This is a genomic window from Amycolatopsis sp. NPDC114484 (genome assembly GCF_055633755.1).
In genome coordinates this window covers 169,004-193,926 of sequence record NZ_JBVKDQ010000015.1, presented here as the reverse complement: position 1 = coordinate 193,926, position 24,923 = coordinate 169,004, and the positions used below count along the sequence as shown (strand labels likewise).

General features: G+C 69.5%; 24 protein-coding genes. 8 read left to right on the top strand and 16 right to left on the bottom strand.

All coding sequences use genetic code 11. From position 1 onward, the window contains the following. Positions 1–28 precede the first annotated feature (28 nt). Positions 29–727 carry a hypothetical protein gene (locus tag ACZ7SW_RS31640; protein ID WP_470234016.1) on the bottom strand — a complete coding sequence of 233 codons (699 nt, stop codon included), beginning with the start codon at positions 725–727 and terminating at the stop codon, positions 29–31. 423 nt (positions 728–1,150) lie between these two features. Here ACZ7SW_RS31640 and ACZ7SW_RS31635 point away from each other — a divergent pair, with 423 nt between their 5' ends. From ACZ7SW_RS31635 to ACZ7SW_RS31620, 4 genes are all read left to right on the top strand, one after another. Next, positions 1,151–2,575, top strand: a complete 1,425-nt coding sequence (locus ACZ7SW_RS31635; RefSeq protein WP_470234015.1) for a xanthine dehydrogenase small subunit — start codon at positions 1,151–1,153, stop codon at positions 2,573–2,575. Between the two features lie 82 nt (positions 2,576–2,657). Then, positions 2,658–5,027: a xanthine dehydrogenase molybdopterin binding subunit gene (gene xdhB, locus ACZ7SW_RS31630; protein ID WP_470234014.1), complete on the top strand. Its 2,370-nt coding sequence runs from the start codon at positions 2,658–2,660 to the stop codon at positions 5,025–5,027. Further along, the gene (xdhC, locus tag ACZ7SW_RS31625) at positions 5,024–5,848 is read left to right on the top strand and encodes a xanthine dehydrogenase accessory protein XdhC (protein WP_470234013.1); all 825 of its coding nucleotides are present in this window, start codon (positions 5,024–5,026) and stop codon (positions 5,846–5,848) included. Before xdhB ends, xdhC begins: the two co-directional genes overlap by 4 nt. A 71-nt stretch (positions 5,849–5,919) precedes the next feature. After that, positions 5,920–7,110 carry a GNAT family N-acetyltransferase gene (locus ACZ7SW_RS31620; protein WP_470234012.1) on the top strand — a complete coding sequence of 397 codons (1,191 nt, stop codon included), beginning with the start codon at positions 5,920–5,922 and terminating at the stop codon, positions 7,108–7,110. A 30-nt stretch (positions 7,111–7,140) separates the two neighbouring features. On the opposite strand, the gene ACZ7SW_RS31615 is transcribed toward ACZ7SW_RS31620, so the two are convergent. From ACZ7SW_RS31615 to ACZ7SW_RS31605, 3 genes are read right to left on the bottom strand one after another with little or no spacing between them, the layout of a single operon-like run. Continuing rightward, on the bottom strand, positions 7,141–7,695 hold the full coding sequence (locus ACZ7SW_RS31615) for a TetR/AcrR family transcriptional regulator (RefSeq protein WP_470234011.1): 555 nt from the start codon (positions 7,693–7,695) through the stop codon (positions 7,141–7,143). Next, complete coding sequence (locus tag ACZ7SW_RS31610) at positions 7,692–9,008, bottom strand: amidase (RefSeq protein ID WP_470234010.1); 1,317 nt, start codon at positions 9,006–9,008, stop codon at positions 7,692–7,694. Before ACZ7SW_RS31610 ends, ACZ7SW_RS31615 begins: the two co-directional genes overlap by 4 nt. Beyond that, positions 8,995–9,192 (bottom strand): hypothetical protein, encoded by a 198-nt coding sequence (locus ACZ7SW_RS31605; protein WP_470234009.1) that lies wholly within the window; start codon positions 9,190–9,192, stop codon positions 8,995–8,997. Before ACZ7SW_RS31605 ends, ACZ7SW_RS31610 begins: the two co-directional genes overlap by 14 nt. Positions 9,193–9,283: 91 nt before the next feature. Between ACZ7SW_RS31605 and ACZ7SW_RS31600 the strand changes: the two genes are divergently transcribed. Then, complete coding sequence (locus ACZ7SW_RS31600) at positions 9,284–10,144, top strand: MBL fold metallo-hydrolase (RefSeq protein WP_470234008.1); 861 nt, start codon at positions 9,284–9,286, stop codon at positions 10,142–10,144. 15 nt (positions 10,145–10,159) lie between these two features. Here the strand turns inward: ACZ7SW_RS31600 and ACZ7SW_RS31595 are convergent, their stop codons facing one another. The 7 genes from ACZ7SW_RS31595 to ACZ7SW_RS31565 form a co-directional block, all read right to left on the bottom strand. Further along, positions 10,160–11,500, bottom strand: coding sequence for an MFS transporter (locus ACZ7SW_RS31595; protein WP_470234007.1), 1,341 nt, complete (start codon positions 11,498–11,500; stop codon positions 10,160–10,162). A gap of 108 nt (positions 11,501–11,608) precedes the next feature. Then, entirely contained in the window at positions 11,609–12,127 is a 519-nt protein-coding gene (locus ACZ7SW_RS31590) for a flavin reductase family protein (protein WP_470234006.1), read from the bottom strand. A gap of 60 nt (positions 12,128–12,187) precedes the next feature. Then, positions 12,188–12,532: a cupin domain-containing protein gene (locus tag ACZ7SW_RS31585; RefSeq protein WP_470234005.1), complete on the bottom strand. Its 345-nt coding sequence runs from the start codon at positions 12,530–12,532 to the stop codon at positions 12,188–12,190. Beyond that, the gene (locus ACZ7SW_RS31580) at positions 12,529–13,989 is read right to left on the bottom strand and encodes a 4-hydroxyphenylacetate 3-hydroxylase family protein (RefSeq protein ID WP_470234004.1); all 1,461 of its coding nucleotides are present in this window, start codon (positions 13,987–13,989) and stop codon (positions 12,529–12,531) included. The genes ACZ7SW_RS31585 and ACZ7SW_RS31580 overlap by 4 nt, the downstream gene beginning before the upstream one ends. Further along, positions 13,989–14,648, bottom strand: coding sequence for a DUF2848 family protein (locus ACZ7SW_RS31575; protein ID WP_470234003.1), 660 nt, complete (start codon positions 14,646–14,648; stop codon positions 13,989–13,991). The genes ACZ7SW_RS31580 and ACZ7SW_RS31575 overlap by 1 nt, the downstream gene beginning before the upstream one ends. Continuing rightward, complete coding sequence (locus ACZ7SW_RS31570; RefSeq protein ID WP_470234002.1) at positions 14,645–15,457, bottom strand: carbon-nitrogen family hydrolase; 813 nt, start codon at positions 15,455–15,457, stop codon at positions 14,645–14,647. The genes ACZ7SW_RS31575 and ACZ7SW_RS31570 overlap by 4 nt, the downstream gene beginning before the upstream one ends. After that, positions 15,454–16,113, bottom strand: coding sequence for a GntR family transcriptional regulator (locus ACZ7SW_RS31565; RefSeq protein WP_470234001.1), 660 nt, complete (start codon positions 16,111–16,113; stop codon positions 15,454–15,456). Before ACZ7SW_RS31565 ends, ACZ7SW_RS31570 begins: the two co-directional genes overlap by 4 nt. Positions 16,114–16,770: 657 nt before the next feature. On the opposite strand from ACZ7SW_RS31565, the gene ACZ7SW_RS31560 reads away from it, so the two are divergent. Both ACZ7SW_RS31560 and ACZ7SW_RS31555 read left to right on the top strand, forming a co-directional pair. Then, positions 16,771–17,961 (top strand): ricin-type beta-trefoil lectin domain protein, encoded by a 1,191-nt coding sequence (locus tag ACZ7SW_RS31560; protein WP_470234000.1) that lies wholly within the window; start codon positions 16,771–16,773, stop codon positions 17,959–17,961. Between the two features lie 249 nt (positions 17,962–18,210). Continuing rightward, positions 18,211–19,428: an amidohydrolase family protein gene (locus ACZ7SW_RS31555; protein ID WP_470233999.1), complete on the top strand. Its 1,218-nt coding sequence runs from the start codon at positions 18,211–18,213 to the stop codon at positions 19,426–19,428. Here the strand turns inward: ACZ7SW_RS31555 and ACZ7SW_RS31550 are convergent. The 5 genes from ACZ7SW_RS31550 to ACZ7SW_RS31530 all read right to left on the bottom strand — a co-directional run bounded on the left by ACZ7SW_RS31550 (position 19,386) and on the right by ACZ7SW_RS31530 (position 23,846). Further along, positions 19,386–21,161, bottom strand: a complete 1,776-nt coding sequence (locus ACZ7SW_RS31550) for a glycoside hydrolase family 76 protein (protein WP_470233998.1) — start codon at positions 21,159–21,161, stop codon at positions 19,386–19,388. The genes ACZ7SW_RS31555 and ACZ7SW_RS31550 overlap by 43 nt on opposite strands. A gap of 111 nt (positions 21,162–21,272) precedes the next feature. Continuing rightward, positions 21,273–21,464, bottom strand: a complete 192-nt coding sequence (locus tag ACZ7SW_RS31545) for a hypothetical protein (RefSeq protein ID WP_470233997.1) — start codon at positions 21,462–21,464, stop codon at positions 21,273–21,275. 94 nt (positions 21,465–21,558) lie between these two features. Continuing rightward, positions 21,559–22,134, bottom strand: a complete 576-nt coding sequence (locus ACZ7SW_RS31540) for a TetR/AcrR family transcriptional regulator (RefSeq protein WP_470233996.1) — start codon at positions 22,132–22,134, stop codon at positions 21,559–21,561. A gap of 294 nt (positions 22,135–22,428) precedes the next feature. After that, positions 22,429–22,764 carry a hypothetical protein gene (locus tag ACZ7SW_RS31535; protein WP_470233995.1) on the bottom strand — a complete coding sequence of 112 codons (336 nt, stop codon included), beginning with the start codon at positions 22,762–22,764 and terminating at the stop codon, positions 22,429–22,431. Positions 22,765–22,766: 2 nt separating this feature from the next. After that, positions 22,767–23,846: a hypothetical protein gene (locus ACZ7SW_RS31530; RefSeq protein WP_470233994.1), complete on the bottom strand. Its 1,080-nt coding sequence runs from the start codon at positions 23,844–23,846 to the stop codon at positions 22,767–22,769. Positions 23,847–24,088: 242 nt separating this feature from the next. Here ACZ7SW_RS31530 and ACZ7SW_RS31525 point away from each other — a divergent pair, with 242 nt between their 5' ends. Further along, positions 24,089–24,913, top strand: coding sequence for a hypothetical protein (locus tag ACZ7SW_RS31525; protein WP_470233993.1), 825 nt, complete (start codon positions 24,089–24,091; stop codon positions 24,911–24,913). The last annotated feature ends 10 nt before the right edge of the window (positions 24,914–24,923 follow it).

The window sequence follows — 24,923 nt, the reverse complement described above, 5'->3', positions numbered from 1 at the left end:
GAACGGCAGCACGGCATGCGGCGGCCGCTCAGACGGCGTCGAGAACGAACGCCGCGGTGTGCACGACGCCCTCGGCCTGGAAGTCCAGGTACAGCAGGTACCGGCCGGTCGTCGGAGCCTCGGCGTGGAAGCGGATCTCCGGTCCGGGCTTCCCGTCGTCGAGCGCGTGGATGTGCAGGTAGGCGAGGTCGCCCTGGCGCAGTGCGACCAGGTGGCCGAACGAGCCCAGATACGGCTCCAGGTCGGTGACCGGCTGTCCGTCGCGGGTTACCCGGGCGGTCAGCATCGTTCCGGCACCAGCGTTGAGCGTGCCGTCGAGGGTTACCTCATAGCCGTCGACCGCGCTCGTGGCGACCGGTTCCGCGGCCTGCGGCTGATAGTCACCGGCGACCTCGACCGTCCGCGACAGCGTGGCGCTCTCGCCGCCCGCCGGCGTCAGGTCGGTGAAGACGCGGTACGTGCCTGCCGCCGCCCAAGTCCACGGGATCGCCCAGACGCCGGTTTCCGGGTCGAGCACCGGATGGCGGTGCCGGAAATGCGCGCCGTCGTTGCGAACCACGATCAGGTGCAACTGCTTGCCGTGCGCCTCCTCGTATTCGGTTACCGGCTGTCCGCCGGCGGTGGCGACGGTGAACGAAAGCTCGCCGTCCTCCCCCGCCCGAGCGGGGGCGCGCACCACGCCGAGCTGGACCTGGCCGGTCGAAAGTGCGGTGCCGTTGACGTTCATCGGTTTCTCCTTCGTTCGCTGGCGACGCGACGAACTTTATACCCCCTGGGGGTATTTGGAAGTGTGTCCTGGGTCTCCTTTCGGGCGACGGCGGCCCTTGTCTGCGCCCGCGCCCGGCGTTACGCTTCGTCAACGGCGGTGTGCCCGCACCGCCCGTTCCGTTCGCTCTCGAGGAGGTGCGCGATGCTTCTGACTTCCGGACAGCTCGCCGACCTCCGGCAGCGCACGCGCCAGTCCGCCTGGAACAAGGGGCGCGTCGCGCACGGCTGGCCAACGCGCCCCTGAGCGGTCTTCCCGCTCGGTACGCGCTCGCGCACGGGCCGGAGTCCCGTTGCCGCGAACTTCCCCACGGTCCCCTGACCCGCGCCGATGCGACGCGTCGGCGGCCGTGGACCCAGCCGAGAAAAGACGAGAGGAATTCCGATGGTCGACCCCGAGGTGACCGTCAACGGGAAACGCACCGCGATCGGCGACGTTCCCGTGCACACCACGGCACTGGACTGGCTCCGCGGACAGGGCCTGACCGGTTGCAAGGAGGGCTGCGCCGAAGGCGAATGCGGCGCGTGCGCGATCCTGGTCGCGCGCCCCGGCGTCGAATCCCCGACAGATCTGGTCGCGATCAACGCGTGCCTCGCCCCGGTCGGTTCGCTGGACGGGCAGGAGGTGTGGACGGCCGAGGGTCTCGGGTCCACTGAGGACTTGCACCCGGTGCAGCACGAAATGGCCGTGCGCGGCGGATCCCAGTGCGGTTACTGCACTCCCGGGTTCGTCTGCAGCATGGCCGCCGAGTACTACCGCAGCGACCGCGACGCGACCGGCGACGACCACGCGCCGAACGGCTTCGACATCCACGCGCTGAGCGGAAACCTCTGCCGCTGCACCGGATACCGGCCGATCCGCGACGCCGCGCACGCGCTCGGCGCTCCCCCGGCCGAGGATCCGCTGGCGCAGCGGCGAAGCCTCGGTGCACCGGAACCCGTTGCGACGCAACTGCATGACGAGGGACGGGATTATCTCCGGCCGGCCAGCTGGACCGAAGCGCTGCGGCTGCGCCGCGACCGTCCAAACGCGACTTTCGTGGCCGGGTCGACGGACTGGGGCGTCGAGGTGAACATCCGCGGCGTCCGGGCGGACTGTGTCGTCGCCATCGACCGCGTGCCGGAACTGCAGACGCTGGACCTCGGCGCGGACGTGATCGAGATCGGGGCCGGGCTGAGCCTGACCGAAATGGACCGCCGCCTCGACGGCCGGGTGCCGCTGCTGAGCCAGCTGATCCCGCAGTTCGCGTCCCGGCTGATCCGGAACGCCGCGACACTCGGCGGAAATCTCGGCACCGGCTCGCCGATCGGCGACTCCGCCCCGGTCCTGCTCGCTCTCGGCGCGAGCGTTGTCCTGTCCTCTGTGGACGGAGACCGCGAGGTGCCGCTCGACGAGTACTTCACCGGTTACCGGCAGAGCGTCCGACGGGCCGACGAGCTGATCCGATCCGTGCGGATTCCCTTGCCGCTGGCCGGAACCACCGCGTTCCACAAGGTCGCCAAGCGGCGATTCGACGACATTTCCAGCGTCGCCGTCGCGTTCGCGCTGGACATCGAAGACGGTCTCGTGCGCACCGCGCAGATCGGTCTCGGCGGGGTCGCCGCGACGCCGATCCGCGCCAAAGACACCGAAGCCGCGCTCGTCGGACAGTCCTGGAACGAGGAAACCGTCCGCGCCGCCGCGGAAATCCTTCGCGGCGAAGGAACGCCGATGGACGACCACCGCGCGAGTGCGGCCTACCGCGCCGCGACCTTGGGCCGCAGCCTGCTGAAACTGCACGCCGACTCCTTGGAGGGGGCACGAGCATGAGCGCAGCTTGCAAGCGAATCAATGTTATTCATGCCGTCGCCTCCCCAGCGACCTGCGTGAAACTCGTTAAGGAGGCGATGGCATGAGCGCACTGTCCGACCGCCCGGAAAGCCCGTCCATCGGGATCGCCCGGCCGCACGAAGCCGCCGCGGCGCACGTCCGGGGCACCGCGCTGTACACCGACGACCTCGTCGCTCGCACGAAAGACGTCCTGCACGCATACCCCGTACAGGTAAACGAGGCGCACGCCAAGGTGCTCGCGATCCGCACCGAAGCCGCCGAAGCCGTGCCGGGCGTGGTCCGCGTCCTCACCGCCGCGGATGTCCCGGGGGTCAACGATTCCGGGGTGCACCACGACGAACCGCTGTTCCCGTCCGAGGTGATGTTCTTCGGCCACGCGGTGTGCTGGGTGCTCGGCGAGACGCTGGAAGCGGCGCGGCTGGGCGCGGCGGCCGTCGAGGTGGACACCGAAGCGCTGCCGTCGCTCGTGACGGTCGGCGAGGCGATCGCCGCGGGCAGTTTCCAGGGCGAGCCGCGAGTCGTGGCGCGCGGGGACGTCGACCCGGCGATGGCCGGTTCGGCGCACGTCTTCCGCGGCGAGTTCGACTTCGCCGGCCAGGAGCACTTCTACCTCGAAACCCAGTGCGCGCTGGCGCACGTGGACGAGTCCGACCAGGTTTTCGTGCAGAGCAGCACGCAGCATCCGTCGGAAACGCAGGACATCGTGGCGCACGTGCTGGGCAAGCACAGCCACGAGGTCACCGTGCAAAGCCTGCGGATGGGCGGCGGATTCGGCGGCAAGGAATGGCAGCCGCACGGATACGCCGCGGTCGCCGCGCTCGGCGCGACGCTCACCGGACGTCCGGTGCGGCTGCGGCTGACCCGCACCCAGGACATGACGATGACCGGCAAACGGCACGGTTTCCACGCCGAATGGAGCGTCGGATTCGACGCCGACGGCAAGCTTCAGGCGCTGGACGTCGTGCTGACCGCCGACGGCGGCTGGAGCCTCGACCTGTCCGAACCGGTGCTCGCCCGCGCGCTGTGCCACGTCGACAACGCGTACTGGATCCCGCATGTCCGCGCGATGGGACGGATCGCGAAGACGAACAAGACCTCGCAGACCGCGTTCCGCGGCTTCGGCGGCCCGCAGGGCATGCTGGTGATCGAGGACATCCTCGGCCGCTGCGCGCCGCTGCTCGGCATCGACCCGACCGAACTGCGGCGGCGCAACTTCTACTCCGAAGGCCAGGACACGCCGTACGGGATGCCGGTCCGGCACCCCGAACGCATCCACCGGATCTGGCAGCAGCTGCTGGACTCGGGGGACGCCGCAAAACGGCAGGCCGAGATCGCCGCGTACAACGCGAAACACGCGCATTCCAAGCGCGGCCTCGCGATCACGCCGGTGAAGTTCGGGATTTCGTTCAACCTCACCGCGTTCAACCAGGCCGGCGCACTGGTGCACGTGTACAAGGACGGCTCGGTCCTGATCAACCACGGCGGCACCGAAATGGGCCAGGGCCTGCACACGAAGATGCTGCAGGTGGCCGCGACCGCGCTGGGCGTGCCGCCGGAGAAGGTGCGGCTGGCCCCGACCCGGACGGACAAGGTGCCGAACACGTCGGCCACCGCGGCGAGTTCGGGCGCGGACCTCAACGGCGGCGCGGTCAAGAACGCCTGCGAGCAGATCCGCGACCGGCTTCTCACCGTCGCGGCGGGCAAGCTCGGCGTGCCGGAAAGCGAAGTCCGGATCGTCCGCGGTGCCGCGCGCACGCCGTCCGGCGAGGAGCTCGGCTGGGACGAACTCGTGCACGCGGCCTATTTCGACCGGGTGCACCTCTCCGCCGCCGGGTACTACCGGACCGAGGGCCTGAGCTGGGATTCCGCGACGATGAGCGGGACGCCGTTCAAGTATTTCGCCTACGGAGCGGCGCTGGCCGAGGTCGAGGCGGACGACTTCACCGGCGCGTACCGGACGCGGCGGGTCGACATCGTGCACGACGTCGGCGACAGCCTGTCCCCGCTGATCGACATCGGCCAGATCGAGGGCGGGTTCGTGCAGGGCATGGGCTGGCTGACCCTGGAAGACCTGCGCTGGGACGAGTCCGACCGGCCGTCTCGCGGGCGGCTCGCGACCCAGGCGGCGAGCACGTACAAGCTGCCGAGCTTTTCGGAGATGCCCGAGGTCTTCAACGTCACGCTGCTGACCGACGCCGCGGAAGAAGGCGCGGTCTACGGGTCGAAGGCGGTCGGCGAACCGCCGTTGATGCTGGCCTTCGCGGTGCGGGAAGCGCTGCGGCAGGCGGTCGCCGCGTTCGGCGAGCCCGGCCACAGCGTCGACCTGGCTTCCCCTGCGACGCCGGAGGCCGTGTTCTGGGCGATCGACCGCGCGGTCACCGCCGAGCCGGTGGTCGAGGCGCAGGTACCGGATCTGGTGGGCCAGCCGTGAATTGGATCAGCGCGGTGCAGCACCTGCGGGACGCGGGGCTGCCGGGTGTACTCGTCACCGTGACGTCCTCGCGCGGGCACACCCCGCGCGAGGGCGGCGCGAAAATGGTGGTCGGCCCGGCGGAATGCCACGGCACGATCGGCGGCGGCAACGCCGAGGCCGTCGCGATCGAGCGGGCCCGGGAACTGTTGCGGGACAACGCGACCGCGCCCGAGCTGCAGACGCTTTCGTTGTCCGACAAGGCTCCTTACCAGCACGGCGTGCAATGCTGCGGAGGGACGATGACGCTGTTGTTCGAGCCGCTGCCGGTGCGCCCGGCGGTGGCGGTCTTCGGGGTCGGCCACGTCGGCCTGGAGCTGGCGCGGGTGCTCGCCCGGCACGAGGTTTCGCTGCACCTGATCGACAGCCGTCCCGAACAGCTGGCCCCAGCACGGCTGGCGGTACTCGACGACGCGGTGGCCAGCGTGCACGTCCACCACGTTCCGCTGCTGCCGGAGACTGTGCTGTCGGAGCTGCCCGCGGGCACGCACGTGCTGATCATGACGCACGACCACGCCGAGGACATCGCACTGTGCGACGCGGCTCTGCGCAGCGGTACCTGCGGATCGATCGGGCTGATCGGGTCCGCCGGGAAGTGGTCGCGGTTCCGGAAGCGCCTCACCGGCCTCGGCCACGACGAGGCGGCACTGTCCCGGATCACGACGCCGATCGGGCTCCCCGAGCTGACCGGGAAGGAACCGGCGGTGATCGCGGTGAGCGTCGCCGCGGCGCTGCTGCAGAAGTTCCAGGTGCGCGCCCGGCCGGGAGCGCTTCAGGCGTAAATCGCTTGCCTGCCCCCGGGAGTGCGGCTGGGATACGGTGAGACACCGTCAGCTCCTGGGGGCCTCCTGCAATGGAAATCCGGCACAACAACGACTACGACCTCTTCTTCCGCACCGTCCAGGCCGCCTTCGGCCGGTATTGGCCGGACATGGCGGGCAGCGGCGTCCTGGGCGCTTTCGAGAGCGAACGGAGCCTGGTCGCCTTCGCCCCGGACGGGAAGCCAGTCGGCACCACCGGCGCGTACTCCTTCGACCTCACGCTGCCGGGCGACGTAGTCGTCCCCGCCGCTGGCGTGACCGCCGTCGGCGTGCTGCCGACGCACCGGCGGCAAGGCGTGCTCCGCGCGATGATGCAGGAACAGCTCGCCGACGTCCGCGCCCGCGGGGAGTTCCTGTCCGTCCTGCTCTGCAGCGAAGCGGTGATCTACCGGCGGTTCGGCTACGGACCGGCGACCTACACCGAACAGCTGACCGTCGAACGGCACCGCACCGATTTCGCCGCACCGCGCGGGCCTGGCGTCGCGACCGGCTCGCTCGAGCTGCTCCGGCGCGCCGACTGCGGGGAGCTTCTGGAGGAGATCTACGACCGGTACCGCCGCACGCAGCCCGGTGCGTTGTCGCGACCGCACCGCTGGTGGTCACTCGGCGCGGGACACCCGCCGACCGGCCCGGAGCCGCGGTACCTGGTCGTGCACCGGGACGCGGACGGCGTCGCGAACGGGTACGCGAGCTACCTGGTCGACGGCGACACCCTGACGGTCGACGAGGTCATCGCGGTCGACGACTCGGCCTTCACCGCGCTCACGCGCTTCCTGCTCGGGCACGACCTGGTCAAGAAGATCAAGTTCAGGCACCTCCCGCCGGGGAACCCGCTGCGCTGGCAGCTGGCGGATCTGCGCGCGGCCGAGCCGACCGGCGACGACTGGCTCTGGGTGCGGATCCTCGACGTCCCGCGCGCACTGACCGCGCGCGGCTGGTTCACCGACGGTTCGCTGGTCCTCGACGTGACCGACCCGTTCCTGGAAGAGCACGACCGGTACCAGCTGACGGTGCGGGACGGGAAGGCCGAATGCGTGCGGACGGACCTCGCGCCCGACCTGTCGCTGAACGTGAGCGATCTGGGATCCATCTATCTCGGCGGGACTTCGCCGAGCGTGCTGGTCCGGGCGGGTCACGTCCGGGCGCATCACGAGGACGCGGCCGGGCGGGCCGATCTGCTGTTCCGGTCGGATCGCGCGCCGCATTGCGTGCACTGGTTCTGAGCCGGTGGTCGCGCTGGCGGGCCGGCCGGGTTAAGCCAGAGCCTCGGCGGCCAACCGGCGGGCGTAAGCGGCGTCTAGACCGTCCGGCCGGAACAGGATCCGGTACATGATCGGCGCCACCACCCGGTCCATCACCGTTTCCGCCGACGGTGCCGCCTCGCCTCGGGCCACCGCCCTGGCCAGGACGACTTCCACCTGGTCAGCGGCATAAGCCGAGCACTGCCCGGCGTTGCTTCCGTCCGGATCGCCGAGCAGCGCGTCGCGGATGTAGGCCCGGCCCGCAGGCGAGGCCATCTCGTCCAGGAACAGCTCGGTCCACGCCGCCAAGTCCTCCGCCAGCGAACCGTGGTCCTCCGGCGGTGCCTCGGGGCGCAGTCGCTCGACCGCGACGTCGGACAGGAGTTCCTGCAGGTCTCCCCAACGCCGGTAGATCGTTGACGGCGTGACGCCCGCGCGCGCCGCGACCTGGGGCACGGTCAGCGCGTCCCGGCCCGATTCGGCGATCAGGTCGCGGACGGCGGCGTGCACCGATTCCTGGACTCGCGCACTGCGCCCGCCCGGGCGCACCATCCGCTTCTGGCTCACCGTGCCACTTTAAGCCGCGTCCGTTCCAAGGCTTGGCCGGTCCGCAGCAGCACCGGCTCGCCGTGCGGCCGGGCGATCAATTGCAGGCCGATCGGCATCCCGTCGAGGTCGTCGCCGATCGGGAGGGTCAACGCTGGTGCACCGGTGATGTTCGCTGGGGCCGACAGTCGCACGTACGCGTCCGAGACCGCTTCGACGGTGCCGTCGGACCAGGTGACCGTCTCTTGTCCGGCCGGGACTGCGGTCATCGGGACTGTCGGCGCGGCCAGGACGTCGATCTTTTCGAACAGCCGCGTCCACTCCTCGCGCATCAGGGCGCGGGCGCGTTGGGCGCGCAGGTAGTCCCCCGCGCTCATCAACTCGCCGGCTTCGAGCAGGACGCGGACGTCGGCGGCGTACTGGTCGGGCACGGTGCGCAGGCTTCGTTCGTGGTACGCCGTGGCTTCGGGGACCATCAAGCCCCAGTGTGTTGCCTGGAGGTAGCGCGTCATCGGGATTTCGACGTCGACCAGCTCGGCGCCAAGCCCGGCGAGGTGGTCGATGGCTTCGCGGACCGCGGCTTCCACCGCCGGGTCGAGGTGGTCGAAGTAGTAGTTGCCGGGTACTCCGATGCGCAGCCCGCACAGGTCGTCGCCGGTCGGGAACGATTGTCCAATGAGGACGGACAGCACCAGCGCGGCGTCCTCGACGGTGCGGGTGATCGGGCCGACGTGGTCCAGCGACCAGGACAGCGACGTCACGCCGTTCCGCGAAATGACGCCGTAGGTCGGCTTGAGGCCGACGACTCCGTTCAGCGCGGCGGGGACCCGGATCGAGCCGCCGGTGTCGGTGCCGAGGGCGAACATCGCGGCACCGGCGGCGACGGCTACTGCTGAACCGCCGCTGGATCCTCCGGCCACGCGGGACGGGTCGCGGGCGTTGTGCGTCTGCGGAGTCGTGAGCCCGTAAGCGAATTCGTGCGTGTGGGTTTTGCCGAGAAGGACCGCTCCGGCCGCTTTGAGCTGGGCGGCGACAGTGCTGTCTTTCTCGGCGCGATGTCCGGCGCGGACCCGGGAACTGGCGGTGGTCGCGATTCCGGCTACGTCGATCAGGTCCTTCAAGCCCATCGGGATGCCGTGCAATCGGCCGCGGATCTGGCCGAGTTCCGCGGCTTCGGCGCGGGCGCGCTCCGCGTCCACCGTGACGTAGGCGTGCAGGCGGGGTTCTACCTCGTCGACGCGGGTCAGGACGTCCTCGACCAGCTCGACTGGCGAGACGCTCCGGTCCCGGATCGCGGCGGAGGCTTCGGCGAGGGTGAGGTCAGCGAGCGACATGACCGTCCTCCGCGCGGTAGGTGGAAGCCGGTTCGGTGTCGCCGAACTCCAGGTCGCGCAAGACGGATACCACGGAGTGGATGTGGTTGGCCACGGCGGCGACGGTGGCATGTCTGGCGGCGTCCAGCGGCAATCCGGCTCGGGCGGCGAGCTGAGCTGCCTCGCCGGGGGTCAGGTCGGACACGATGTCTCCTAAAAGCTAAGCATTTGCTTTAAGCGACGGTAGCGGCTACTGTCGCTTAAAGCAAACATATTGCGTTAAGGAGGAGCTGCTCATGTCTTGGACCGTCGGCGAGGTCACCGTCCATCGGGTCGACGAGATCGAATTCGGTGCCGCGACCGGGCCGTGGCTGCTCCCCGGCGCGACCGCCGAAGTCGTCTCCGGCGAGGACTGGCTGCATCCGGACTTCGCCGACGGCGGTGTGATCCGCTTGCACAGCCACAGTTTCGCGTTCGAGAAGGACGGGATGAAGATCCTCGTCGACACCGGCGTCGGCAACGGGAAAACCCGCGCCAACCCGGCGTGGCACGACCTCGACACCGGATACCTGGACGCGCTGACCGCCGCCGGGTTCGCGCCGGAGGAGGTCGACCTGGTGCTGCTCACCCACCTGCACACCGACCACGTCGGCTGGAACACCCGCGAGCAGGACGGCGAATGGGTGCCGACGTTCGCCTCCGCCCGGCACGTCACGGCTCGTGCCGAACGGGAGTTCTGGGCGGGCTACGAGATGGACGGACCGCGGCGGCAGATGTTCGGGGATTCCGTGCTGCCGGTGGAGCGCGCGGGACTGCTGGACCTGGTCGACGTCCCCGCCGAGGGCACGGAAATCGTGTCCGGCGTGCGGTTGCTGCCGACGCCCGGCCACACCCCGGGGCACGTCTCGATCGAACTGACCAGCTCCGGCGAAACCGCGCTGATCACCGGGGACGCGGTGCACCATCCGGTGCAGTTCGCGCACCCGGAGATCGGCGCGTCGGTGGACATCGATCCGGCGGAATCCGAGAAGACCCGCCGCCGCCTCTTGGCCGGGCTAGCCGATTCGGGAACTCTTGTGCTGGGCACCCATTTCGCCTCTCCCACTGGCGGCCGCCTAGTCGCCCACGGTTCCGGGTATCGGCTGGAAAGGCTGTGAAGGGCCGATCAGCGTTCAGTCAACGGGTGCCCGGACCTCCTCCTTCGCTTTCCCGGCCACCAACCCAAGATCGACCGACTTCGTTTCCTTGGCCAGCAACGAAGCCACCAAGGAAATCAAGCCCATCACCGCCAGATACACCCCGATCGCATACCCGGTGCCGAACTTCGCGTACAACCCGATCGCGATGATCGGCGCGAGCGAGCCCGCCAGCACCGACGCCAGGTTGTAAGCCAGCGAAACCCCGGAGTACCGCACCTCGGTCGGGAAAAGCTCCGCGAAGAACGCGCCGATTACCGAGCTGTACGCGGCGAAGATCAGCAACCCGCCTGCCACCGCGACCATGATCAACCCCGGGCTTCGCGTGTCGACCAGGGCGAAGAACACGAAGGCCCACACGATCGTCGCCACCGAAGCCACGACGTAGATCGGTCGCCGTCCGATCCGGTCGGCCAGCAAGGCGAACAGCGGGATTGTCACCACCGCACACGCCTGCCCGATCAACACCGCGGTCAACCCGACCGAACTGTCCATTTTGAGCACAGTCGTGGCATAAGTGATCACGAACAACGAGAACAGATAGAACCCGGCATTCTCCCCGAAACGCGTCGCCGCGGCGAGAAGAACACTGCGCCAATGTTTGCGGATCACCACTCCGGCAGGCAATCCCGTGGGCTTCGGCGCGTCCTTGAACAACGGTGTTTCCGCGACATAAAGCCGCAGCCACAACCCGATCAGCACCAGCACCGCGGACAACCCGAACGCGATCCGCCAGCCCCACGACAAGAACTGCGCCGGCGGCAGCACCCCGCCGAGCACCGCCAGCACCCCAGCGGCAAGCAGATTTCCCAGCGGCGGACCGACATTCGGCCACGAAGACCAGAACGCCCGCCGAGCGCTGCCGCCGTGCTCGGACACCAGCAGCACCGCTCCGCCCCACTCGCCGCCGAGCGCGAACCCTTGCACCAAGCGGCAAACGACGAGCAGCAACGGCGCAAGAACGCCGACCGCTTCATAAGTGGGCAGCAGAGCGATCAAGAAGGTCGACGCGCCCATCAACAGCAGGCTGGCGATGAGTGTCGACCGCCGTCCCTTACGGTCGCCGAGGTGGCCGAGCACCACCGCGCCCAGCGGCCGGGCGAGGAAGCCGACCGCGTAAGTGGCAAAGGCTAGAACCGTGCCGACCAACGGGTCGTGCGACGGGAAATACAGTTTGTTGAAGACCAAGGTGGACGCGGTGCCGTACAGAAAGAAGTCGTACCATTCGACGGCGGTGCCGGCGAGGCTCGAAGCCGCCACCACCCCCAGCCGCGTGTGCGGGCGTTTTCTGTTACGTTCGCGAGAGGTATCGGCCATTTCGGCTCCTGTGGTCGGAGGGTCCGTGACGCGGATGAAGTGCTGGTACCGGAAGCCTCGGTGGCTGTTGGCGCAGCCACCGAGGCGTGTTCCCCTCTGGGAACTGCTTCAGAAGAACCAGTGCACGGGCTCGTCGGCCCGGTCGGCGAGGTCCGCGAACCGGCCCCCGTGGAACGCCAGCGGTTCGCCGTCGCGCTCGCACACGCTGCGCACGTGCCCGAACACGACCACGTGGTCGCCGGCGACCAGATGCCGCTCGACGTCGCATTCGAGGTGCGCGAAGGCGTCCGGGATCACCGGCACGCGGTGCCTGCCCTCGGTCACCTCCAGCCCGGCGAAGTGGTCCTCGCCGCGGCGGGCGAAGCGGAGCGCGAGCTGTTCTTGGCGCGCGGAAAGGATGTTGACCGCGAACCGGCCCGCCTCGATGACCGCTTCGGTGCTGCGCGCGCCGATCGTCAGGCACACCAGCAGCAGCGGCGGGTCGAGCGAAACCGACGTCAGCGAGTTGACGGTCATCCCGTGCGGCACCCCCGCCGCCCGGGTGGTGACCACCGCGACGCCGGTGGCGAAACGCCCCATCGTGCGGCGCATCGTCATCGGGTCGACCGTCGACGAGGTGGTGATCATGGCGTTCTCCTTGCGAAGGGTCTCGTGGGCGCTCGCCGCGGCGAGCGCCCACGAGCGGGTTCAGGCGGGGTAGCGGACCTCGAACGTGACGACCCCCTCGTCGGTCCGCCACGGGCCGTGCGGCATGCCCGGCGGACGGCAGGCGTACATCCCCGCGGTGAACGTCCGGCCGAGTGTGAGATCGGTGAACGAGCCCTCGAGAATGTAGACCTCCTCCCAGAAATCGTGCTTCTGCACGCCCATCGGCGTCGAATCGGCCCCCGGTTCGTAGCGCAGGATCCGCGTCGCCACCCCGGTTTCCGGGTCCTTGGCGAGAATCCGCTCGGTGATCTTCGGGTCGCCGCCCGGGCACACCGTGAAAGCGACGTCGGCCACCGGGAAGAATTCGTGCTCCGGCTTGGTCATCGGGTGATCGCTCCGTCGAGGTCGTAGCTGGACAGGAAGGTGTCGATGTCGCCGAGCGCGTCGTCGAAGCCGTAGTTGCGGAAGGCGTAGCCCTTCACCACGAACGGCGCGCCGGCGTAGAACATCTCGTATTGGTGGTGGCGTCCGGCGAATTCGCTGCCGACGACGTCCCAGGCGAGCTTGAACAGCTTCACCCGCTCCTCCGCGGGCGCGGACGGGCTGTGGATGTATTTGTCGATATCGGCGCGGGTCTCCGGATTCGTCAGGTCCGCGACGCTGGAGGGCACCTGCAGCACCCCGCCGCCGACCAGGTCGCGCAGGATCGCCAGCAGCCGCGGGTACAACTCGGCCTGCAGCCCCATCGCGCCGTACACCGCGCGGGAGCCCGGCCGCCACATGCCGTTGCCGTCCGGTTCCGCGGTGTATTCCGCGGCCAGCACCGAAGATTCCACAATGGACGCGAGGCTCGCCAGCTCGCCGAGCTTCTCGACCACGCCAGGGAACTTGTCGACTCCGTTGACCGCCGCGACCTTGCGCGCGAGCCCGGCGATGAACTGCGTCTTCACCATGAACCGGATCTGCGCCTGCCAGTTGCCGAACACGTGCGCGCCGGTGTCGAAGAACTGTCGCCGCAATCCGGCGACATCCCGGTAGACGAACACTCGCTCCCACGGAATGAAGACGTCGTCGAAGACCACCAGCGCATCGGTTTCGTCATAGCGCGAGGTGAGCGGATAGTCGTATTCACTCGTGGCGGCCGGCGCATATGGACGGCGGCAGTAAAGCTTAAGCCCTTCTGCGTCAACGGGAACCGCGAAGCCGAGTGCGAAGTCCGCGTCCTCCGGGCCGAGCGGTTTGATGCAGGACACAAAGATCTCGTCGGCCACCGCGCCGCCGGTCGCGAGCATCTGCGCGCCGCGGATCACGATGCCGTCCTCGCGCTCCTCCGCGACGCCAGCCTGGATCAGGTCGCCTTCCCAGGCGTGTGCGGTGGTCGCCCGCGAAACCTGCGGCGGAATGATCGCGTAGGAGACGTACAGATTCTCCTCCAGCACTCGCTTGTGGTACGCGGCGATGTTGGCCGAAAAGTCCCGCTCCCCTTGCGAAAACGCCTCCGGGTGCGCGGAAAACGCCGCGACGAACGCGCCGACGTGGTCCGGGCTGCGGCCGACCCAGCCGTGCGTGTGCCGCGCCCAGGTGGTCGCCGCTTCGCGGTACGCCTTCAGGTCTTCCCGGCTGCGCGGCGGCGTGAACAGCCGGTTCACTGTGGACCCGGTCGCCGGGTCGGTGACAGAGATGCCGGACTCCGGATCGGCCGCGAGGTCGAACAGTTCCGCGATGGTCTTCGCGATCGGCGCGAACGCCGGGTGGTGGGCGACGTCCTCGACCGGCGCGCCGTCGAGGTAGATCCGCCGGGGGCCTTTCAGTGCGGCCAGGTAGTCGGCTCCGCTGCGCATCACTCGCTCCTCTGTTTCGTTTCGTACGCGTGGGTCAGGGTCGGGCCGCCGGGCAGTTCCAGGTGGACGCGCCAGTACGCGCCGTAGGTGAATTCCCCGCCGAGCAACGGCAAAGTGCCGCAGTACAGCGCGAAATCGCCCTCGACCGGACCGAGCTGGTCGAGCAGCTCCGCCGGGTGCCGCAGCGCGGCCAGCTCCCCCTTCTGGTACGGGCATCCGTCCACACTGGAGTCCGCGACCACGTGGTCCCAGTCCGGAACGGACACTTCTGGACCGAGCTCGGCGACGACCTCCCCGAGCGGCTTCGGACAGGCCGCTTTGGACAGTGCGACCCCGTCCCGCTCCAGGTCGCGGTCGGTGTGATCGGACCCGACCCCGAGGAAATACCTTCCCTGATGCCGGATCAGCACCGGCTCGACCTCGCCGGACGTCCCCGGCGCGCTGACCCCGACCACCGGTTCCGTCGTCAGCAACTCCGGGTCCAGCCGATAGAACGCGGGCACCGATTCCGGCCGCGGCACGCCGATCGCCGCCAGTTCGGCGATGTGCTCCTCGACCGCGGCCGCGTCGCTCCCGGTGTACCCGGCCACCACCAGCCGCTCCGGAGCGAACGCCAGTTCTTCCCCGGTTCCCGCGACGTGCAGGGCAATCGTGTTCATACTCCCGCTCCCGTGAAGTCTGCTGTGGACACCGGCCACCGCCGATCGGCCAGCACCGGGAACTCTGCCCGCACTGTGTCCACAATGGATTGATCGATTTCGCAGCGCAGCACTTCCTCGCCAGTGCCCGCCTCCGCCAGCACGGCGCCCCAAGGATCGACGATCCGGCTGGTACCGGCCAATTCGACGCCGCCGTGCTGCGTGCCCGCCGCGTTCACCGCGATCACCACGACCTGCTCTTCCACCGCGCGGCACGAGGTGAACATCCGCCAATGCTCGCGCCGCGCCGCCGGCCACGCGGCCGGGACCACGACCGTCTTCGCGCCGCGGTCCACCAGTCCGCGCCACAACTCGGGAAACCTCAGGTCGTAACAGGTCGTCGCCCCGATCGGCCCGAGTTCCGTTTCCGCGACGCTGAGCGTGTCCCCCGGCGTGAGCAGTTCCGCCTCGCGCGAGGCGTATCCGAAGACGTGCACCTTGCGATAGGTATGCGCGATCGTGCCGTCCGGCGCGAGCAACACCGCGGTATTGAACAACCGCCCGGCCGCGTCCCTCTCCACCAAGCTGCCGAGATGCACATACGCACCCAGGGCGCGCGCCCACTCGCGCCCCGCCGCCACCGTCGGCCCGTCGAGGGTTTCCGCCTCGTCCGGATACGCGTCGAACGAGAAATACCCGGCAGCCCACAACTCCGGCAACACGACAAGCTCGGCCCCGCGCGCCGACTCCACCAGCCGCCCGGCCCGCACCCGGCGGTCCGCGGCCGTCTCGTCCGGCGGGCTGGCCAGCTGCACCAGCGCGACCTTCACAGCCGCTCCCCCACCCGCAACGCCGTCATCGTGCTGGACAAGTGTTTCGCCAGAGCTTCCCCAGCCGCCTCCGGCTCGCCGCCCCGCAACGCTTCGACGATCGCCGCGTGCTCGGCCAGCACCGTTTCCGCCCGGGTTTCGCTGCCCGCCACCGCGCGCAGCCCCATCCGGACCTGCCGGTCCCGCAACGATTCGTAGAACTCGGCCAGCACTGGATTCCCCGCCCGCCGCACGATCGCCCGATGGAACGCCCGGTCGAACTCGATGAACCGCACCGGTTCGCCGACCACTTCGCGCTGCTTCGCGAGAATGCCGTCCAGCTCGGAGAGGAAGACCTCGTCGACGCGCTCGGCGAGCTTGCGGACGCACCAGTCCTCGACCAGCTCGCGCGCCTCCATCACCGCCCGCACCTCCGCGTCGGAGATCGGCGGCACGAACGCGCCCTTCTTCGGCACGATCTCGAGAAACCCTTCGGCCTCGAGCCGCAACAGAGCCTCCCGCACCGGCGTACGGGACGTCCCGGCCGCCTCGGCGACCTCCGATTCGGTGAGGAAGGTGCCGCCGTCGCGCGGGAGCTCGGCGATGCGCTGCTTGAGGAACCGATAGGTGACGTCCTGCGCGGATCCGGCCCGCCCAGCCTGTCGTACACTGCTCATGGACAAGATGTATACATCACGCATGGCAGGCGGGCAAGGGGTGTTTGCCGAGGTTGAGCGGTTGTGGTGGGGGGTGGGGGCGGGCTGGTTGGTCGGGTGGGCGGGCTCGCGGGACGAGCGAGGCAGGCGGGGCGGCGTGTCGGCAGGGGCGGCTGGGGACTCCCGGGCCGAGCGAGGGAGGTGCAGGGGCGGCTGGCCGCCGAGGGGCGGACGAGGGCACCCGAGCCGAGCGAGGCAGGCGGGGGCAACTGGTCGGCAGGGGTGGCCGGTCCACGAACTCCCGGACCCCGCCGGAGTTCCGCCGCCCTAACGCGAAGAACCCGCCGCCGAGTGTCCGAAGTCCGGAATCGTCACGCGCGCCGCCTCGCCCACGCGACCGAAATCCGGTGCGGCCGTCCAAGCGAAAATCCCCGCACACAGCGCCCAAGTTTCCCGCGCGCACCCCCGGAATGCCCGCCCGCACCGCGTCCGGTGCCCCGGCGAGACAGAAAACCGGTCAAGCGGCCTCGGTCCGGTTGACGAATCACTCACCGTCTTTACGCTGGCAACCACGCCGGGCAGCGGAATCGCCTTCGAGAGCGCACTTCCTCCGCGGTCATCCGGCATTCCACAGTGGACTTTCCGAGCAGTGGATTTTCCGAAGAAAGGCGGAACCCTGTGAGAAAGAGAACCCGTGCGGCGGCGATCGCGGCCGCTCTGCTGGCCGGGGCGTTGTCGCTTTCCGCGCCGGCGTCCGCGTCCCCCGCGCCCCATTCCACGCCGTGCGACGGGGACGGTCAGGGCGGGAAACGCGTCCAGGCGGTCTATGTGCACGCGACCAACCAGCCGGACCGGCATGACCAATTGGCGGAGCAGTTCCGCACTTTCGCCGACCAGATCGACGACGATTTCGTCGAGGCCGGGCTGAGGCTCGGCGGCGAGATCCGGCACGTGCGGTTCGTGACCGACGCGAGCTGCCGCGCCACGATCGACGACGTCGCGATCGATCCGGCCAGGATGACCGATCCGCAGGCGATCGCGGGGGCCATCGCGGAGCAAGGTTATCAGCGCGCCGACCGGAAGTACCTGGTCTGGTACGACAAGGACGGCTGCGGGCTGGCGTTCGGCAGCGGCGGGGACGACCGGCCCGGCGCGGACAACCAGTACAACAACGGCCCGCATTACGCGACGGTCGGCACCGGGTGCTGGTCCTGGCAGGCCAGCGGGCACGAACTGCTGCACACCCTCGGCGCGGTGAACTCGAGCGCACCGCACGCGTCGCGGAACGGCCATTGCTGGGACGACGAAGACATCATGTGCTACGACGACGGCGGATTGCCGAATCCGCCCGGCCATCTCGTGAAATCATGCCCCGGCGCGCCGGAAAACCAAATCGACTGCAACGGCGACGACTACTTCAACACCCGGCCGCCGGGCGGAACCTATCTTGCCGCGCATTGGAATGTCGCCGACAGCGAATTCCTCATCCGCGGCGACCGCCCCTACGCGGTCGGCACCGTCACCGGCGTGGAAAACCGATGCGTGGACGTCGCGTTTTCCGGGCGGGACAACGGGACCGCGGTGCAATTGTGGGGATGCGACTACACGAGCGCCCAGCAATGGACGGTCCGCGACGGGACGCTCCGCTCGCTGGACAAGTGCCTGCGCACCTCCGGCGACCTCGCCGAACTGTGGGATTGCGACGGTTCCCCCGCGCAGAACTGGCAGATCCGCGGCGACGGCAGCGTCCTGAACCCCGCTTCGGGCCGCTGCCTCGGCACCAAGGACGGCGCGACGGCCGAAGGCACCCGCCTCGCGCTGCGCGACTGCACGGGATCCGCTGACCAGAAATGGAACACTCCCTCCTGACCGGCCGTTGACTGGCCCCTGACCGGCCCGGGCGTTCCGGCGGGACGTCCGGGTCTTCCATGCGCCCGGGCAGCACCGGGCTTCCCAAAGCGGAGAATCCGCCTTGGGAAGCCGGGCCGAACCCACCGGACCGGAAGCAGCCCGGTTACCCCGACCTCACCAGCTACCGGAAAAGTGCCTTCTTGGCACCGAAATCAGCACAACTTACGGTTCCAGAACCACCGCCGCCCGACCCTCCGGGAGCTTTCCGTGAACCACTACGTCATCACTGGCGCACGCGTCTTCGACGGCGAGGACTCGCTCGGGATCGTGGACGTCGAGGTCGCTGACGGAAAGATCGCCAGCGTCGGAGGCGATCGTCCCGACGAAGTCGAGACGATCGACGGCACCGGGGCCACCCTGCTGCCCGGCCTCATCGACGCGCACACCCACACCGACGCGCAGTCGCTCCGGCAGGCGCTGACGTTCGGGGTCACCACCGAATTCGACATGCTCTCCATGCCGGAGCAGATGATTCCGTTACGCCACCGGACGAAAACCTCGAACGATCTCGCCGACGTGCGTTCTCCTTCCATCGGGCTCACCCCGGCGGGCGGCCACCCGCATCAGCTGCGGAAGGGCGAAGGCGACCCGACGTGGCCGACTGCGACCCGGCCAGCGGAAGTCGCGGCGTTTGTCGAGGCCAGGATCGCCGAGGGGGCCGACTATCTCAAAGTTCTGGTGGAGGACGGCCGCCTGTTCGGGAGCGACACCCTGCCCCGCCTCGCTCCCGAACTGGTCGAGGCGACGGTCCGCGAAAGCCACCAGCGCGGGAAAATGGTGTTAGCGCACGCGATGACCGTCGAGACAGTGGAGCAAGTCGTCGGCGCGGGAGTCGACGGGCTCACTCATCTCTTCGCCGATCGGCCGCACACCGCGCAATTGATCGAGAAGATCGCTGCTGCCAATACCTTCGTGATACCGACCTTGACAGTGCTCGCGTCGATCACGGGCGAGCCGGTCGGCCGCCAGCTCGCGGAGGACCGGCGCGTCTATCCCAAGCTGACGCCGGAGTGGCGAGAAAACCTGTCCGGCACGATGGCCACCAGCCACCGCAAGCACTTCGATTACGCGCTGGAAACCCTCGCCGCACTCAAGGAAGCCGGGGTCGACATCCTCGCGGGCACGGACGCAGCGCATCTCGGCGCGCCGGGAATGGCCCACGGTGCCAGCCTGCACGCCGAACTGAGTCTCCTGACACAAGCTGGCTTCACTCCCACGGAAGCCTTGCGCGCAGCGACCTCCGTCCCAGCTCAGCGCTTCGGACTGACCGACCGCGGGCGGATCAAACCTGGTCTCCGCGCAGACCTCACCATGGTGACCGGCGACCCGACGGTCACCATCGGCGACACCCTCTCGATCCAGCGCGTATGGCGCAACGGAAGCTACTGCGCGGCGGCGATCAACGCCTCCAGCCCAGAAGCCTGAGTCCGCCAATCCACCACGTTCGACGCGCCGCCAGCCCACCGCTCGCCGATCCGGTTCAGCGGGTCACGATCGCGCAGCCACACCGAATCCGCTTGCTGCCGCACGAAATCCCGATACTTCTGGTCGCCGGCAGCAGCGGCGAGATCGCCGAAGTACCGCATGAAGATGCCCTTGAACTGCTTCTGATTGTCATCGCACGTGCCGGTGTCGCACGATTCTGCCAGCACACCGTCCGACGTGAGACCGGTCATCGCCGCGTCCGCCAGCCGGCGGGCGGCATCCACATAGGACTGATCGCCGGTCGCCCGCCAGAGTTCGGTGAAGCCGCCGATCGCCAGGCCCTGGTTGTAGGTCCAGACGGTCTGGCCGTTGTTCGCACACCCCGAGGTGAGACCGTCGTTGACCAGGCCGGACGAGTTGATCAGACCGCTCCGCAGGTACCAGTCCCCCGCCTCGCGGGCGCGGGCCAGCCATTCGGTGTCCCCGTCGAGACGACGATGCAAGGCGGCAGCGAGGCGAAGGTAGAGGCCGCTGGTGACGGCGTTCTTGTACGTCCGTTCGCGATCCCACCACACTCCCCCGCCGCAGGTGCCGGGGTCCCAGAAGCCGTGCACGTAATCGGCGATTTTCGTGGCTTCGGCGAGATAGCGCGCATCGTGCGTACGGTCGTACGCCGCGAGCCACGCCAGTCCCCACCACGCGGTGTCGTCGATCGCCCGGCTGATGAAGTCGCCGTCGATCGGGTCGGAACTGCGCGCCCCGGCGGGGAATGCCGACCGGTTCACGTCGAATACCCGGGCCAGGACCGGATCCAGGCCGGAAACCCCGGAATTCGCCAGTGCGGTCACCGCGACCGCCGAGTTCCACCAGCTCGACGGCCACCAGGCGCGGTAAACGTCCTGCGACCACAGCAAAGCGTCGACCCCCGCGGCGACCCGCGACTGAGCGGGACGCGCCCACGCGGTGCAAGCGCCTTCCTGATGAGCGGCCTCGCGACCGCACGCCCGAACGGCGCCGCCGTTCATCCGTCCGCGTGGATCCCTGGCAGCGAAGGTCGCGGTCTGTGTCGCGGTCGCACCGGAGGGGACGCTCGTGCGGCCGAGCGACGAACCGTCCGGCCAGGTCGCGCCCGCGTCCCAAGACCGGTCCAGCCAGATCTCGTCGCCTGGGCCGCCGGAATCGAGGCCGGCCCAGGCCATTCCGCGGTCGTCGAAGTGCAGCCGGACAGAACGGCCGAAGATCGTCGCGGGTGCGACCGGCTGGTTGTCGCCGGCGCCGGGAGCGGAACCGTCGCACGCGGCATCGCAGACGGCCGGGTAGACCCAGTCCGTGCACGCGACCGCTTGCGCGTCTCCGCAGGCGCGGAGCAGGCCGCGGCGGTGGCCGACCGGGTCGGTGAGGTTGTACATGAGCGTGCGGGTGCCGGTCCAGGTGTCCGGAATGCTCGCTTTGCCCAGCAGGCCGTCCCAGGTGGCCCCGCCGTCCCAGGACCGGTCGAGCCACACCGCGTCGCCGGGGCGGCCGTTGTCGATGCTGGCCCACGCCATCCCGTCGGGGTCGGAGACGTGCAGCCGCAGCACCCGGCCGTTGATGTCCTTGTCCGGCAAGGGAAAGCTCTCCTGCGCGGCCCGCGACGGATCGAGAGTGTCACACGAGAGCGCGCAAACCGCGGCAGCCGCGCGCGGGACGGTCAACGAGGCGAACACCAGCAGCACTACGAGCACGGTCCGCATGGACTCGTCCCCTCGCCTGGGCGATTTTCCGCCCAGGATAAGAACTCGCGCGGGCGCCGGTGAAGGGCCGCGCGCGGTTCTGTCCCGTTCCGGACAGCCGGGTTAGCCCGATCAGCCGCCGCTGCCCTGGCGCCGTCCGACCGAACGGCCGATGAAGTACCCCAGGACCAGCCCGACGATCAGGCCGATCGCGATGAAGAAGATGATGGTGGCGGCGGCGATCTTGCCGACCGTGCCGAGAAACCCCTTGGCCTCGAGATCGGTCGCGATCGCCACGGACTGGGTCAGTGCGTAGTGGGTCATGCCTCCCAGGATGGCACCGGGCCGCGAACCCTGCCCAGATGACGCGCGGACGCACCGGGTTGACGAAGCACACACGCCCGGCGGCCAGGGAGGGTTACCCCGGCGGCGGATTCGCGCCGCGGACGAGCAATTCCGCCACCGCGCGGGCAGCCGCCTCGACGTCGTCGCCGACGTCCGCGGGCAGCGCCCGCTGCAGCCACAGCGTCGCGAACCCGTGCACGAGCGACCAGGCCGCCGCGCCGGCGACCACCGGATCGACGCTTCCGTCCCGGAAACCGGCGATCGCCCAGTCCAGCGCCTGGCTGCTGCGCTCCTGCGCGGCCCGCAGGTCCGGATCGTCGCCGCGGAGCAGTTCCGGGCGGAACATCACCTCGAAGTGCGCCCGGTGCTCGACCGCGAACGAAACGTACGCGACGCCGGCCTCGAGCAGGTCCGACGACGGCGGCAGCTCCTCGAGAGTGTCCGCGAGCAGGTCGAACCCCTGCGCGGCCACCGCGGTGAGCAGCCCGGACCGGTCGCCGAAGTGATGCGCCGGGGCGGCGTGCGAGACCCCGACCCGGCGGGCGAGGTCGCGCAGGTTGACCGCGGCCGGACCGGAGTCGCCGAGCACCTCGACGGCCGCGGTCAGCACCGCCTGCCGCAGATCGCCGTGATGGTAACGACGGGCCATGGCATCGAGTATGCCACCGACTTGTCAGTGACTAGTTTCGCCGGCGGACCGCTCGGCGGCGGGCCCTGATCTCGTGGCGGCGGTTCTGCCGGGCAGAGGAATTCGGCGTGCTGCGGGCGCGCCGGAGCGGACGGTGCCGAATCCGCTGCGGGTTCGCCCGTGCCGTCGAGGAGAAAGCACTCGCCGCGAGCGACTCCTGGGCGAGACAGAACTCCTCGAAGAGGCACGCACATCCTTCGACACAGCCTCCGAGGCTAAGAACGGGACGACTTCTCGTGCCCGGGCGCACAACCGCTAGGTCACCACGATTTCTGTGCTGGCGGACAGGAACTCCTCGCCTTGCGAACGGTAAGAGGCGGTGATCGTCACTGAGCCGGGCGCGAAACCGCCAGCCCGGCGCTCCCGGCCGTAGAACGTGAACGGCTGCAGGACGAGGGCTTCCTCTTCGTGACCGTAAGTCGCCTCCACCGCCGGGACGGCCAGACCGCCGGGCCCGGTTTCCGCGGTCGGGCCCACCAGCTGGTTCCGCCAGACCCGCACCGGTTCGTAGGAGTCGTTGAAGAGCGTCGCGCGCAGCACGACCTCCTCGTCGGCGGCGGCGCTGCTCGGCGCGGCGAGTTCGATGCGCATGGTCAGACCGGCATCGGTTCGGCGGGCAGCTTGACCCGGTGCGCGAAGTTCGCCCCGCCGACCGTGCCTGGCCCGAAGTCCATGATCCAGCCGGTCGCGACATCGGCGGTGTCCGTCGAGCCGCCAGGCTTGTTGGCCGCGATGTCGTGGGCGCCGAAGGCGGCGACGGCCTTCGTCCAGCTCGCCGGCGTGCCGAGGGTGGACTGCATCGCCGAAACGGCTCCGCTTCGCGTGTGAGCGGTGGCCCGCCCGCCGCCGGTCTTGGTGTTGGCCAGGATCTTGTCGAGCAGTGGCTTCAGGTTCGCGTCGTGGAACGCCTTGCTGCTGTTCACGTGGACGACCTCGTGGGCGTTGATCCGGGCGGCCGCGCCCGGCGTGACGAACCACCCGTTGCCTTGGTTGCCCCCGTTCACCCCGTGGTAGGAGCGCACGACAGACATTGTCCCGGTGCCGTCCTTCACCCAGGCCTCGCTGTTGCTGGCGATGCCGTTGGACTTGGACTCGTAAACGATCGGGACCTGGGCTTGGATGCTTCCCGCGGCCTGATCGCCGGCCGCGCCCGCGTTGCCCGCACTGCCCCAGGGAATGACCGCGGTCATTCCGCCCGCGGTGAACGCGAGCGCGCGACCCCCTCCGGCGGGCACTTCACCCCACGCCACGGTGCCGGCCCGCCCAGCGTCCAGGAAACCCGGAAACCCGGCAGCGGGCCCGGAAGCGCGGTCGTCCTCGGAGACGGTTTCAGCGGCGAGAAGCGAGCCGTCATCCGCCGAGACGCCACCCGTCGGCACCTCGGGCGCCTCCTCCACGACGCCGCCGTCGTCGCTTCGAGTGCGATCGTGTTGCTCGTCGTCAGGCCGGTGCCGAGCCACCTGCTGAGCCGCCCCCGGCGCCTGGGCGGCCTGCGGTCCGGAATGCACCCGGATCTGGCTGAAATCATGGGCGAACTCGCTGTTCCCGGCCGCGAGGGGAACGTTGTCCAGCAGCTCGCCGGGATCCCGCGGCGCCTGGTGCGCGCCGGATGATTCGCTGGTCTGCTGGGCCGACTTCGAGGACGCCTGCGGTTTGTGCCGGTGGGTGAACATAGCTTCCCCCTTGTCGGCCGCGAATTGTCGGCAGCTCGCGTCACCGCGGCGTCACCGGCCTCGAGCCAGGCGGAGTCGTTGCCGCGCGGGGGCGTTTCCGGCAGCGGGGCGAGCACCCGGTCCGCCCTAGCGGGACGCGCCCGCGCACCCGGCACGATGGGCACGCGGAGGGGGACGCCGAGTGCGGCGGAGGCGGTCCGGGGCGGGTGCGCCGTGAGCGGAAGCGGCGGGACCGGCCGCGGGTGTCCATCCGGGTCCGGCAGATCTGGGAGATCGTCACGACCTCGGTGGCGCTGCTCGCCGGGGTGTACCTGATCCTCGTCACGATCGAACCGACCCGGCTGGTGCTCGAGCGCTACGTCGGGCGTCTCGAGCTGTCCGGGCTCGTCGCGTTGATCGGCGTGATGCTGGAAGTCACCACCATCGCTGTCTACCAGCTGGGCCGCGAGGTCCGGGGGTTGCGGACCCGGCTGGCCGGCGTCGAGCGCGACGCCGTCACGCACTCGCTCACCGACGTGCTCTCGTCGCTGGAGAACGCCGCGGCCGGACGGCGGCAGCGTCGTCTCGAGGTGCTCGGCTTGACGTTGAACACCACCTGGCCGGTGCTCGCCACCTGGCTCACCTCGCACGACCGGCCCACCGGGTGGCGCGTCACGCTGCTGTGCCTCGACCCGGACTTCATCGACCGGGCGGGCGAGCTTCCCGGGGAGTGGGCCGCGGAGGCCCGGCGCAGCACCGCGAGGATCCGGTCGTTCCTCGAGCAGGAGGCCGAGGACCTGCGCCGGCGAGGGATCGTCGTCGAACTGAAGTCCTACGGTTGCGTGCCTGTCGTGCACGGCTTCCGCTTCGGCGACGGCACCGTGTTCGCCTCCTACCTGCAATGGACCGAAAGCGACCGGATCCGGCCCTTCGAGTTCTACGACCGGTTGTCCCCGGACGACCGGTCGCCGCGCACCGGGCATTACCGCGACCTCTTCGACAGCTGGTTCACCCGCGCCGCCACGGTTCGCAGCGCGTCCGCCGCGGGCGCGCTAGGCGAAGGCACCGCGGAAACCCCGGTGACCTGACCGCCGAGCG